The 12,827-nt window shown below is 43.6% G+C and carries 15 protein-coding genes; 6 read left to right on the top strand and 9 right to left on the bottom strand.

All coding sequences use genetic code 11. The annotated features are described in order from the left end of the window. Positions 1-27: 27 nt before the first annotated feature. From C6344_RS13030 to C6344_RS13040, 3 genes are all read left to right on the top strand, one after another. The gene (locus C6344_RS13030) at positions 28-702 is read left to right on the top strand and encodes a YIP1 family protein (protein ID WP_106048064.1); all 675 of its coding nucleotides are present in this window, start codon (positions 28-30) and stop codon (positions 700-702) included. Between the two features lie 235 nt (positions 703-937). Beyond that, positions 938-1,480 carry a spore coat protein GerQ gene (gerQ, locus tag C6344_RS13035; protein ID WP_060597535.1) on the top strand — a complete coding sequence of 181 codons (543 nt, stop codon included), beginning with the start codon at positions 938-940 and terminating at the stop codon, positions 1,478-1,480. A 133-nt stretch (positions 1,481-1,613) separates the two neighbouring features. After that, positions 1,614-2,231, top strand: coding sequence for a cupin domain-containing protein (locus C6344_RS13040; protein ID WP_060597536.1), 618 nt, complete (start codon positions 1,614-1,616; stop codon positions 2,229-2,231). Between the two features lie 41 nt (positions 2,232-2,272). Here C6344_RS13040 and C6344_RS13045 read toward each other — a convergent pair whose 3' ends face one another. The 3 genes from C6344_RS13045 to C6344_RS13055 all read right to left on the bottom strand — a co-directional run bounded on the left by C6344_RS13045 (position 2,273) and on the right by C6344_RS13055 (position 4,388). Next, on the bottom strand, positions 2,273-2,644 hold the full coding sequence (locus tag C6344_RS13045) for a DUF423 domain-containing protein (protein WP_060597537.1): 372 nt from the start codon (positions 2,642-2,644) through the stop codon (positions 2,273-2,275). Between the two features lie 70 nt (positions 2,645-2,714). After that, entirely contained in the window at positions 2,715-4,022 is a 1,308-nt protein-coding gene (locus tag C6344_RS13050; protein ID WP_106036416.1) for a purine/pyrimidine permease, read from the bottom strand. 33 nt (positions 4,023-4,055) lie between these two features. Beyond that, positions 4,056-4,388 (bottom strand): YwdI family protein, encoded by a 333-nt coding sequence (locus tag C6344_RS13055; protein WP_106038945.1) that lies wholly within the window; start codon positions 4,386-4,388, stop codon positions 4,056-4,058. Between the two features lie 170 nt (positions 4,389-4,558). Between C6344_RS13055 and C6344_RS13060 the strand changes: the two genes are divergently transcribed. After that, positions 4,559-5,917 carry an aldehyde dehydrogenase gene (locus C6344_RS13060; RefSeq protein WP_106036415.1) on the top strand — a complete coding sequence of 453 codons (1,359 nt, stop codon included), beginning with the start codon at positions 4,559-4,561 and terminating at the stop codon, positions 5,915-5,917. A 33-nt stretch (positions 5,918-5,950) separates the two neighbouring features. Here the strand turns inward: C6344_RS13060 and C6344_RS13065 are convergent, their stop codons facing one another. Together C6344_RS13065 and C6344_RS13070 are read right to left on the bottom strand one after the other, a co-directional pair. Continuing rightward, positions 5,951-6,631 carry a uracil-DNA glycosylase gene (locus C6344_RS13065; protein WP_034660393.1) on the bottom strand — a complete coding sequence of 227 codons (681 nt, stop codon included), beginning with the start codon at positions 6,629-6,631 and terminating at the stop codon, positions 5,951-5,953. Then, positions 6,628-7,455, bottom strand: a complete 828-nt coding sequence (locus C6344_RS13070; protein WP_106072988.1) for a glycosyltransferase family 2 protein — start codon at positions 7,453-7,455, stop codon at positions 6,628-6,630. Before C6344_RS13070 ends, C6344_RS13065 begins: the two co-directional genes overlap by 4 nt. Positions 7,456-7,583: 128 nt before the next feature. Between C6344_RS13070 and C6344_RS13075 the strand changes: the two genes are divergently transcribed. Both C6344_RS13075 and C6344_RS13080 read left to right on the top strand, forming a co-directional pair. Beyond that, on the top strand, positions 7,584-7,889 hold the full coding sequence (locus tag C6344_RS13075; RefSeq protein WP_034660395.1) for a YflT domain-containing protein: 306 nt from the start codon (positions 7,584-7,586) through the stop codon (positions 7,887-7,889). Positions 7,890-8,015: 126 nt separating this feature from the next. Next, entirely contained in the window at positions 8,016-8,825 is an 810-nt protein-coding gene (locus C6344_RS13080) for a bifunctional hydroxymethylpyrimidine kinase/phosphomethylpyrimidine kinase (RefSeq protein ID WP_034660396.1), read from the top strand. Between the two features lie 53 nt (positions 8,826-8,878). Here C6344_RS13080 and C6344_RS13085 read toward each other — a convergent pair whose 3' ends face one another. From C6344_RS13085 to C6344_RS13100, 4 genes are all read right to left on the bottom strand, one after another. Further along, on the bottom strand, positions 8,879-9,370 hold the full coding sequence (locus C6344_RS13085; RefSeq protein WP_106036413.1) for a hypothetical protein: 492 nt from the start codon (positions 9,368-9,370) through the stop codon (positions 8,879-8,881). 71 nt (positions 9,371-9,441) lie between these two features. After that, positions 9,442-9,696 (bottom strand): hypothetical protein, encoded by a 255-nt coding sequence (locus C6344_RS13090; protein ID WP_008359596.1) that lies wholly within the window; start codon positions 9,694-9,696, stop codon positions 9,442-9,444. Between the two features lie 187 nt (positions 9,697-9,883). Further along, a complete protein-coding gene (locus C6344_RS13095; protein WP_106072989.1) occupies positions 9,884-11,341 on the bottom strand; it encodes a sucrose-6-phosphate hydrolase in 1,458 nt (485 codons plus the stop codon). Positions 11,342-11,360: 19 nt separating this feature from the next. Next, entirely contained in the window at positions 11,361-12,749 is a 1,389-nt protein-coding gene (locus C6344_RS13100; RefSeq protein ID WP_106072990.1) for a sucrose-specific PTS transporter subunit IIBC, read from the bottom strand. Positions 12,750-12,827 lie beyond the last annotated feature (78 nt).

Consider the following 12,827-nt stretch of genomic DNA (forward strand, 5'->3'; position numbering starts at 1 on the left):
TTATGTGTATTAAAGGAGTAAAGAACATTGGAAGCTATGAAGAATGATCACTCCCAAGAAGAGGAAGCAAAAGGTTTTTTTCGATTTTTTAAAATTTTCGTCGCAACAAAAACGATTATTCGCTCATATCAACATTCCTCTATTCCAATTTGGCTGATGATGCTCCTTGCAAGTATCGCTGGTACAGGCTGGGTCTACGAAGGTTATTTTAGCGAGTATATGGGCAATCATATTCCGTTCCCTTTTATTCTGTTACAAGGAGCGGGATATGGTATTCTTGCAGGCAATCTGGTTCTATTTTTCGGTGTACTCATCCTAAAGTGGTTAGGGCATCTTTTTTTTGGCAGTCAAACAGCATATCGAGATGTGCTCAAAGCCTGCACGCTGACGATCTTTTTCCCTTCCGCTTTATTTTCACTCAGTTGGATTTTCACTATTGGAATGCTTGGTCCGTATACGTTTGTCAAAATCTCACCTTATTTAGATCAGCATTATGAGGTTTGGTATTATCTCGATCTTTTGACACTGATTGATGCTTATGCAAAGACGTGGATATTTGGAATGACTGTTTTAGGCATTGCCGCTGTGATGAAGCTCAGATTATGGCAAGCCTTTCTCATTGTGATCACACCGCTTGCGGCATGTTTTCTTATCATTACACTTTTATTTGGTGTCCAGCGCGCTGTAAATTGGATGATGTAAGGAAGGTTGAGCATCAGAGAGAATTTGATATTCGTGAGCAACGAAGCGCAGATCTGGCAAAGAATGCGAGGGTTTGCCCACGCCTAAGGAACTGCACCGCAGTTCCTTTTTTTCGTTCAATGTACATATTCCATCCTCCTGTCTCATAGTGTGAAAGAGAGAAAGAATGCTATGGAAACAACAGGTGCTTAAGCGCCTTCTGTTTAGAACACCATGAGGAAAGAGGAGGAACGTTATGAAATTGAAAAATCAATTTGGGCAAGGTTCGGGTTTCGAAGGTCAAGATTTTCGCCAGCAACAATATGGAGCAAATCCGTATCCTGCGCAGCAGATGGGTTATTCAGTCCCTCCCCAAATGCAGGGTCAAATGCAAGGACAAATGCAGCAGGGATTTTCACCACTGCCGTCTACTGGTTCTTCACAAGGGGGGCAGGGCACGCAGAGCGGCGGGCAGCCGTATCAAATTCCTTCTGGACCGATTTATCAGCAGAATGTCACTGGTCAGCTGCCAATCGAGCAGTCCTATATTGAAAATATTTTACGATTGAACCGCGGCAAGGTAGCCACGATTTACATGACGTTTGAGGCAAGTAAGGAATGGAACTCGAAGATTTTCAGAGGCGTCATTGAAGCTGCAGGACGTGACCACATTATCATTAGTGATAATAAGACGGGAACACGATACTTACTATTAACGATCTATCTTGATTACATTACGTTTGATGGGGAAATTCAATACGACTATCCATACTCTATGTCCACGTATTCTCCGAGATAGATAACGCCACATATAGCAAAAGCAAGGAGCAGGCGCCCTTGCTTTTTTCTTTTGACTAGGTTTTTGTCACACCTCTAAGGCGCTGGTCATAAGATGCCTAGTAGTTTTTATCAAACGCCTAGAGGTGACATCAATGACTGTTGAGCTGGATTATACATCACCGAATGTTAAATATTCATACGATCTGAGTCAAAGCCCCCTTGTGAAGTACGATCAGCATAATCTGATTAATGTTTTAGGAAAAAAACAATTAAACTCGTTGGATCAAGTATCCCTGCTGGATATATATTTGAGTAAAAGCAAAGTCGTAGAGCCTCATTATCATCAAAATGCCGCAGAGCTTGTTTATTGTATAGCCGGTTCTGCTGCTGTCTCGATGCTGAATCCATTCACAAAAAAACTGCACACCTATACCATCACCCCTGGACAGGTGGCAAACGTACCTCAAGGCTGGTGGCACTATGAAGTTGCCCTCCAAGACAGAACTCATTTGTTAGCCGTTTTTAACGCATCTACGCCAGAAGTGATCCTAGGCTCAGACCTTCTCACCCTCACCCCTGCTCACATCATGGCACATACGTATTGTATGAACGAAACACAGTGGAAGCAGGCGACACAGCCTGTGAAGCCAAGTGTGTTTATCGGACCATTTTGCCACAGAGAAGAGGAGGCACAAACGCATCCTGTCCCTCCATCTCACTACATCCCTTATTATCAAGCACCGCCAAATTATGCCCCTTACTGGAATTAAGAAAAAAACCGATGCCCCTCTCAGAGCATCGGTTTTTTGACTTATAAATTTTTTGCTGCTGCAATGACAAGCATGATCCAAGAAGCGATAAACGCCACTCCGCCAATTGGGGTAATGGCACCTAGAATCTTCACCTGTGTCAATGCCAGCACGTAAAGGCTTCCTGAGAAGAAAAGGATGCCTGCAAGCATCACCCAGCCAGCGGTGGGAACTAGAGAAACACCTGACAGCTTATCTGCAAGAAAGGCGACAATAAATAATCCAATCGCATGGAACATCTGATATTGAACCCCTTTGTTCCATATGTCTATATACTTTTCAGGGATTTTCCCTTCCAGACCGTGCGCACCGAAGGCTCCGAGTCCAACAGCTAGCATGGCATTAATCGCACCTAAAATGAAAAATAGTTTCATTCGTCATTCTCCTTATCTCGTCAATTATGTTTATCATAGCGCGGGTGACAGACGACATTCAACTTTCCTTTTACGTTGACACGAGATTGTCGGATTTCTTTTTCTTTCGTAACAGGACTTGATCGACCGCAATCGCAATGAGTGTACCTAGAACAAGACCATTGCTTAATAATGAAATGAGCACAGGATGCATGCCTTTCAAGGCTCCCTGCGGTACAAACATCGCCCCTACACCTGCTAAAACGGCAATCCCTAGGACAAAGCGAATCCGCGGAATTTCTTCTTTCTCATACTGATCAAACTCTGACATCGCAATCCCAATCATCGAGGAGAACACCACAAAGTTTACAGCAAGCCCCACAGGTGATGGCAATGCGGAGAAAAAGCTCATGAGCAGCGGGAACAAACTAATGAGTACAATGAGCAGACTTCCTATGAAAAATGGCTTTCTCGATGGAATTTTCGTTGTCTGTATAAATCCTGCTGCTCCGGAAATAGGTACAGGCGCAATGGCACCGATCAATCCGCTCAGTAAGTGACCAAATGCTGCGACAAAGCCAGCCGGCCGAGCTCTCTTCCGCTCACGCAGTTCACCAAATGCCTTCACTGAACTTTCCACAATTCGAATACTTGCCAGCATGTTCACAATGAGTAAGATCGTAATAAAAAAGGACGTGACAAGTAGTCCACTGTCAAAGACCGGCATGCCGAATGGGAACAGCTTCGGAAACTCGATGATTTTTTCTGGAATTCGAACCGGCTTTGCCAACCCGAGTAGAGCGAATAACAACCAGCCTCCTGCAAGGGCAAATAACACAGAAAACTGCCTTAAGTAATGCCATTTTGAGCGGCTGATCATGAAGGTAAGGATAATAATCAAGATCGATAAGCAAAAGACAAGCCCGTCCACCTGATTTCCTCGATAGCCGATGCCCATCAGCCCTTGCATGATCGGCTGACTTAACTGCACAACTAGCAGCAGCAAGTAAATGCCTGTGACGACTGGCGTAAATAAAGAAGCGAGCCAATTAATGATTTTAAATAAACTAAAAATAAAAAAGAATGCGGCACTAAAAATTAAAGCTCCTTGTAAGGCTTGCAGGGTTTCAGGATACGTCGCAAAAATTGTTCCTGTCATGCCTGCATAAAGGGTATACACACCCCACCAAAGCCCTGCTGGACTTTCATTGATCGGCAGCATATGGCCGCATAAACACTGCACCATCGCCACAAGACCAAGTGAAAAGAATGTACTTTGAATCAGCTCCGCTGACTGCACTTGGTTCAATTCAAACGCTTGTGCAATCGCAATTGGTACGGCAATAGAAGCTGCGATAAAAAATGCCATCCACTGAATGGCGCCCAAAAATAGTTTCAAACCGATCACCTTCCCTTTGTCGTGACAAGACCATTAAAAATCAAAAATAGAGTCGCCGTTCCCATCCTTCTCTTTTTGCCTCTCTTCTTGATGCTGAAATTTCTTCGCCCCACTCGCACCCATCAGTTTCTCAAGCATGGCTTGATCTGAGGATACGGGCGGCGCAGACGGTGTCTGTATCGAAGAAGGTGGCGAGATAACCTGCGACTGCGGCATTTGCACCTGTGATGGTGCATCGAGAATGACATCACACAGTGAAGAAATCGCCGCCACTTGACGTTTCACCTCTTCATCATTTCCACTTTGTTTCGCCTTTTGAACCGCTTCCTCCATTTTTTGAAGCAGACTTGATATATGAATATTCAAGGGCATACCCTCCAATCTAAAAAATTCGTTTTCCAACATTATTTTACCAAATGAACAAACGAAATGGGTTCATTTTTTCAAAGCAGTGCGCTCATGTTGCTCTTATTTGACCCGGCATGGTCGTTCACACATAATAAAAGGAACAAAATCGTCTATGAAAGGATTGAATAATGGACAAACTCACTGCTCTTTTTCAGAAACAAAAAGTCTTTCAAAAGCCGCCGGTTCAAGAACGCATCCGTCTCCTTAAAGACTTAAAAGCAGAAATCAAACAGCATGAAAAGGATATTTTACAAGCCTTAGCCCATGATTTACATAAATCCGAACAAGAAGCCTATACAACAGAGATTGGGATGGTATATGAAGAAATCAATCATACCATCAAGCATCTTCACAAATGGGCAAAGCCAACACGCGCGCGAACACCTCTGACTCATATCGGATCGAAAAGTATGATCATCAAAGAACCTTACGGCAGTGTGCTCATCATTGCCCCTTGGAACTATCCTTTCCAATTGGCTCTTTCTCCATTAGTCGGAGCTATTGCTGCGGGTAATGCCGTCATCTTAAAACCGTCTGAGCTGACGCCGCAAGTCTCACAAATAATCAGCGCAATGGTGGAACGTGTATTTCAAGAAGACCATGCAGCTGTCGTAGAAGGCGGTGTAGATGTGAGTACAGAGCTGCTGAAACTGCCCTTTGATTATATCTTCTTTACAGGAAGTGTGGCAGTCGGCAAAGTCGTCATGGAAGCCGCCGCAAAGCATTTGACTCCTGTCACACTCGAACTTGGCGGAAAAAGCCCTTGCATCGTCATGCCTGATGCAGACATCAAACTAGCGGCGAAGCGAATCACTTTCGGCAAATTCACCAATGCAGGGCAAACATGCATTGCGCCAGACTATTTGCTCGTTCATGAGTCCATTAAAGAGGACCTTTTGCGGGAAATGACAGCTTGTATCCGGGACTTTTATGGTGAACACCCTGAAACACATCCGCACTTTGGGAAAAATGTCAGCCAGCGTCATTTTGACAGACTCTCACAATTCCTCTCAAATGGAACGATTGTCACGGGTGGACAGCGCAATGAACACGAGCTCAAAATCGCTCCGACCATTTTAGACCACATCACATGGGAAGATCCCGTCATGCAGGAGGAAATTTTCGGACCGATTCTGCCTGTCATGACCTTTGATTCTCTGCATGAGGCAGCGCATATGATCAAAACAAGGCCGAAGCCGCTTGCTCTTTACTTATTTACAACAAGTAAAGAAACAGAATCCTATATTCTAGACCATCTTTCATTTGGCGGAGGATGTATCAATGACACGCTCATGCATGTCGCTACTCCTTACCTGCCATTCGGAGGCGTGGGTGAAAGCGGCATGGGACGATATCATGGGAAAGAAAGCTTCTTTACCTTTACGCATGAAAAAAGCGTCCTGCGCCAAACCAATCGCTTCGATTTTTCCTTCCGTTATCCAAATGCGAAAAACGGACTCGACTTGGTTCGTAAATTTTTAAAATAAACAGGACGAAGGGGCTCTTCCCTCGTCCTCTTTTCACTCAATACCTTGGATACACCAGTTGATTTCTTCGATCCCCATTTGTTTTAAATACGCGTTTACCTTTGAAAACGGACGACTGCCAAAAAAGCCGTTTCTTGCAGAAAAAGGACTTGGATGAGGTGACTCAATGATGTAATGCTTGTTTTGATCAATGCGTTCTTTCTTATTTTGAGCATGTCTTCCCCATAACACAAAAACGACGGGCTGATCACGTTCATTCAGCACATCAATGACACGGTCTGTCACACGTTCCCAGCCCTTGCCTTTATGCGAGTTCGCCTCGCCCTTTCTCACGGTCAGCACAGTGTTTAAGAGCAGCACACCCTGCTCTGCCCAGCTCACAAGTGAGCCATGATTTGGAACAGGACAGCCAAGATCATCCTTTAGCTCCTGAAAAATATTTCTCAATGAGGGCGGATGCTTCACGCCAGGCTGAACAGAAAAGCTTAATCCATGTGCCTGACCTGGGCCATGATAAGGGTCTTGTCCCAAAATCACCACTTTGACCTCTTCATAAGACGTCAAATGAAGCGCACGATAAACGTCATCCGGTTTCGGAAAAACGGTCTGCGTGCGATATTCTTCCTTCATCCATTCACGTAATTCCTGATAATATGGCTGTTCAAATTCACTTTTCATCACAGCCCACCAGCTATCATTTAAAAATGGCTTCATTGGGGTTCTCCTCCTTCTATTTGCTGCGTTAGTCTGGAGATCATCGGTTTTCCGTCCCACACAATATCACTCTCTGATTCTCGTTTTTTCATCGCTGGTTCTTCTAATAAGACAGCAAAGTTAGCTGTCGGCAGGTCACCCAGCCCATGCTTTTCACTTAGATCATCTAAGTAGTTCTTCCTTGTTTCACCAAGATCACTAGACTGATTCCCACCGCCGTCAAAAAACGCATAGATCACGCTGGCAGCTGGCACTCGTTTGACACGGGCATGCTGTGATACACGCAAAAAGAAGTCCCAGTCCCAATAATGATGCATCGCTGGATCAAAGTAGCCAATCTCATCGTGTATACAGCGTTTGTACATACTGCCGGAAGGAACATAGGTAGAAAAAACACGCATATCCTCAATAGCTGCTGTATAAGCAAATAAACGTCTCGACACCGGGAAACGGGTCGCGCCTTTTTCTTCAAATGACACAATTTCTGCATCAGAAAAGACAAAATCGGCGTCCTCCAGCGCCTTACTCATACGTTCAATATGACAAGGTGTAAAGTAATCATCGTCGTCACTCAGCATGATGACATCGCCTGTCAGCTCCCGCACCCCCACGTTTCTAGCATTCACATGCTGGACATTCTCATCTAAATGGATCAAGCGGATCGGAAGTTCAGAGTAGAGTTCCTGGATGATGTCGACTCGCTCTCCTGCATCATTCACGACCACAATTTCAAAAGGCTGTACAGTTTGTCTCGTAATGGATTCAAGCAGCTCACACAGTGCGCTGAGCCGGTTATGTGTCACAACTAATAAGGAAATCTTCATATTCAGCTTACTCCTTTAATAGATTCGTCTTTTTCCATTAAAACATAAAATGACGTTCTTCTCATGATATAAAAGGCGGTTTGATGTGACGGGAAAATGGGAATTTTTGATGAAAAGGAGTGATCACGATGGAATACTTCACAGTAGAAAATAGCAAAGAAGCCAAACAGACCATTGAACAAATACATTCAGCAAAGGATGATATTTTCGTTTTCGCGTACGATCCAGAACGCTCTGATACCGTCACAGAGCATACAAATGCCAAAAGCATGACAGCGGTCGATCAAGGGATTTTAGATCAAATCGCCAATGTCATCCGCACCCGGGATGACGAGCTCATGGCCAAAATGATGTCGGTTGGCGCGGATCAGGAATTAGCCTTAACACTTTTAGACGAACTGAAAAAAGGAAAATTGGTGATTTGTAAAAGGTAAGGAGAAAGGCGTTCCTCCTAGGGTGGAACGCTTTTTTATGTCGTTTCATTGTGATAAACGGAAAAGCTGATTATAATAAGGGATAGAACAGTAACTGTTACACATCACATTGGAGGTTCAGCAACTATGTCTATGAATAAAGCACTCACCATCGCAGGGTCGGATTCAAGCGGCGGTGCAGGTATCCAAGCAGATTTAAAAACGTTTCAAGAAAAAAACGTCTACGGGATGACAGCTTTAACCGTTGTCGTTGCAATGGACCCTCATAACCATTGGGATCATCAGGTGTTTCCAATTGATACGGCGACGATTCGTGCGCAGCTCTCTACCATTGTAGAAGGCATTGGGGTAGATGCACTGAAAACGGGTATGCTCCCAACAGTCGACGTGATCGAACTTGCAGCTGACACTATCAAAACATACGACCTAAAAAATGTCGTCATTGATCCTGTTATGGTTTGTAAGGGTGCGAACGAAGTGCTATATCCGGAGCACGCTGAAGCACTACGCGAAAAGCTTACGCCACTGGCAACCGTCATCACGCCTAACCTTTTCGAAGCAGGTCAATTAAGCGGAATCGGTGAGATCAAAACGATCGAACAAATGGAAGAAGCAGCAAAACGCATTCACGAACTTGGTGCCAAGTATGTGGTCATCACGGGAGGCGGTAAGCTAAGCCAAGATAAAGCGATCGATTTGCTTTATGATGGACAAACCTTCGAACGCCTTGAAACAGATAAGATCGACACAGAATACACACACGGCGCAGGCTGCACATTCTCAGCAGCAGTCACAGCTGAACTAGCAAACGGCTCAGACGTGAAAGAAGCCATTTATGCAGCAAAAGAATTCATCACAGCTGCCATCAAAGGCTCTTTCCAGCTAAATGAATACATCGGACCAACAAAGCATTCTGCTCATCGTGTTGACAAATAGAACAGAAAAACCCGATTCGCCTTGTTAATGGGCGAATCGGGTTTTGTTTGTACTTACAAGCTCTTGTATACCTTCTCTATTCTCTCAAATTCATCACGTAAATCACTATCATCAGGTCTTCCCGTAATCACTTTTAAAAACTCGATAAATTGACGACCTGATTCAATGAGTTGATATACAAACTCTTTAAAGTCAGCCACCAATATCTGATTTTCAAGTGATAACATAATTTCTCGATCGGATTTTCTCTCCAACTGTATTTCTAGGGGTAAACTTGGATAATAAATCTTTCCGTACCCTTCTTCCATGTAATCTACTAATACATTTTTATAATAATGCCACAACTCTTCAATAGAATCTGGATTTTCGAAATCCTCTATTTTCCCCTTTTTCCCATGATCGAACGTAATTGTTCCTTCAAGGTTTGTAAACCCTTGTTCCATAAAATCTTCTTTTGTAGCAACGAAGGTTTTGATCTTTTCAATATCATCAATGGTTACAAACTTCTTCTTGTCCTCCAAATAAATATACGTTTCTATCTTCAATTGACGTCACCCTTTCATTTCATGAAAAAAAGCATACCCACACGCAGGTACACTTTTCCTTACACGAATACCTACTTTTGCTGATCAGATTCTTTCGCCATTTTTCGAATAAAGGCTTCAATGGATTCAACAAATAAGGCATATTCTTTCATTTGTTTATACGTATCTGACAGCTTCTCTTTTAATTCTTCCTGCTCTAGAGAAGGTTCACCGAGAATAGATTGGACTTGAATGAGCAATTCTTTATATTCTTCACGTTTATCTTCAACATGATCTGCCATTGTCTCCAAGCGTTTTCTAGTCGTCGGCTGCTGTTTTGAATTCAAGTAAACAACCCCTTTTTGTCCTACCGCATTTGGATAAACGTCAGCCTCAGCTGTATATATTTTAAAATGATACCATAATTCCACTTGTTATCATATATGTAAAACGTCATCAAACCGCTTCAGACCACCCTTGTATATACATGCTATAGGTTCTAAGATGCAGGCGGATTTCACTAGAAAAAGCAGATCATTGATCTGCTTTTCTTTGTAAATGCCATGTTTTTAGTTTAAGCTTTGTTTCATTTCTGCCACTGATCGAGATTGATTTATTTCCCGGGGAAGGAAAGTAACGAGCAGTAAATACTTCTCGGCCTCCGTTTACAAAAATCTCGATCGACGATGCATCGATAAAGATGTGAAGGTCGTGTAATTCCTCTATTCCTACTTCTCGAACTTCTTTTGATCGATCTTCAAATCGATCTCGCTCTAATGTTAATTTGCCTTCATCTTTATCATAAATGATACGGGCTGCCGCTCGAATACAGCATTCAAACCCTTTTTGTGTGTCAATTTGATCAATGAATACCTCTGCGCTTGTAATATCATCTACAGGAATCGATTGGACGGAGCGTTTGATATGAAAAACATTCTCTTGTTCATTGGTTCTCATCGCCTGGAGCTCAGTGACTGGTTTTTGAATCAGATGTCCGTTATCATCTAAACGCAGCTCTCTCGGGATCGTGAGGCAGTGTATCCATTGATACGAAATCGTTGGATGATGCTCTTCTCCTTGATCAGGCACCCCCATCCATCCGATTAAAAGACGTCTGCCTGATTCGTCTAGAAAGGTTTGCTGCGCATAGAAGTCAAAGCCGCGGTCCAGCTCCTCAAACGCTCCGTGCGTATATTGATAGGTATGATCATCCAATCTCCCAACAAAATAGCCTGATTGATGTGTATTATGATATTTTAAGCCATCCGGCTTGAGCCCCTGCGGGGACACAATCAATACATCCCCGCCATCTAATTCAAATAGATCTGGACATTCCCACATATAACCGAAATCCTCTAATCCATTTTTCCCACTGCCAGCAATCATGCCTTGAAACGTCCAATTGTCTAAAGTATCAGAGGTAAACAAGACGAGATTCCCTTTCAGGTCCAGGCTTTGTGCACCAAGAACCATGTACCACTGGCCATTTCGCTTCCATACTTTCGGATCACGAAAATGGGCGGTGAATCCTTCTGGTAGCGTCGCCACGACACCTTTTTTCTGAAAATGAATGCCATCTTCTGAAACAGCTAAACATTGATATGTCTCACGGTTTCCTTGTTCATCGCGAACGTTTCCAGTGTACATCACATACATCTGTCCATCGTCAATGACTGCGCTGCCAGAATAACAGCCGTTTTGATCAAACCAATCACTTGGGGCAAGGGCGGCTTCCTCGTGCTGCCAATTCACTAGATCTGTCGATGTGTAATGGCCCCAAAATTTTGCGCCGTGTCCCGTTTTGAATGGCTGCCACTGATAAAAAACGTGGTAAACCCCTTTCCACTGAATCAACCCATTCGGGTCATTTAAAAGACCAACTGGCGGCATTAAATGAAAATGCTGACGGTACACATCTTTTTTCACCAAATGCTCATAGTTTCGAATACGGTCTGCTACCTTTTGACGAAGTGCTGCGTCAGTTGTTGTCATGACTGTGACCACTCCTTGATTATTTTTCTACTTCTTTTACTTTAAAGATGATGGTGAGAGTAAATGAAACAGCAACAGCGATTAACATACCAATCACATAATTCACCACATTCTGCACACCGTATGGCGCGGCAATCGCAATCATCGGAATACCCGTTAAACCATAGGCGTTGGCTGCAACCTTCGTGAAGACAACAAATGCCCCGCCTAATGCGCCTCCGATCATCGCGGCAATAAACGGCTTACGATAGCGGAGGTTGACACCGAATATGACAGGCTCGGTAATACCTAGGAAAGCTGAGAAAGCTGCAGGAAGTGCGATTTCTTTTGTTTTCGCGCGTTTCGTTAAGAAAAAGACAGCCAATCCCGCCCCGCCTTGAGCTACGTTGGACATGGCCCAAATTGGCAGCAAATAGTTACGCCCAATATCATTCAGCAGTCCTGCTTCAATCGCATGGAAGCTATGATGAACCCCTGTAAGAACAATGAGAGAGTAGGCACCTCCGAAAATGAGTCCTGCTAAGAAGCCTGCATGATCATAAATAAATGTCAATGCATTCGAAATTCCAGTACCGAGCATTCTTCCAAGCGGTCCAACTGCAATAAACGTCACAAATCCAGTCACAATCACCGTCACAAACGGGGTCACAAGTAAATCAATACTGTTCGGAACCACTTTTCTTAAATTCTTTTCAACAAGACACATGATGTACACAGTCAATAAGACTGGAATGACTGTTCCTTGGTAACCAAGAAGAGCAATATCAAAATTGAATAAATGCATATACTCTGGTTTCGCATCCGTCAGCCCCCACGGGTTGAGCAGGTTCGGGTGAATCATAATCCCCCCAATAACGGCTCCTAAATACGGATTTCCACCAAACTCTTTCGCTGCACTGACCCCAATTAAAATCGGCAAAATGATAAAGGCTGCACTTGAGAACATATCAAGCATTTGGAAGATCGCAGAGCTTGGGTCAGCCCATTTGAAGGCTTTCATCATGCCTAATAGGCCCATTAATAAACCGCTTGCAACAATTGCTGGAATGATCGGTACAAAAATATTTGATAACGTCTTTGCAAAACGTGCAAGTGGATTCATTTTTTGTTTCACTGCTTCATCATGGCTGACAGGCTTTTGTTTCTCGTCTCCTGTCTCAAGACCAGTCTCACGAGCAAATGGTTCATATACTTTGTTGACTGCCCCCGTTCCAAAAATGATTTGGAATTGTCCCGAGCTTGAGAAAGCCCCCTTCACCCCTTCAAGTTCCTCAATGGCTTCTTTGTCAATCAGTTCCTCATCTTTTATCACCAATCTGAGTCTTGTTGCACAATGCGTGGCACTGATGACATTTTCTTTGCCGCCTAATCGTTTTGTTAATTCTTTGGCTGTTTTTTGATAATCCATGTTGTCTCCTCCTTTTTTAAAGCAAAAAAGACCTAAAATTCACCAACGATAAAAGGACATACACGTCCCCTCGTTACG

The organism is Bacillus sp. GBSW19 (assembly GCF_002998655.1).
In the GTDB taxonomy this organism is placed as follows: domain Bacteria; phylum Bacillota; class Bacilli; order Bacillales; family Bacillaceae; genus Bacillus.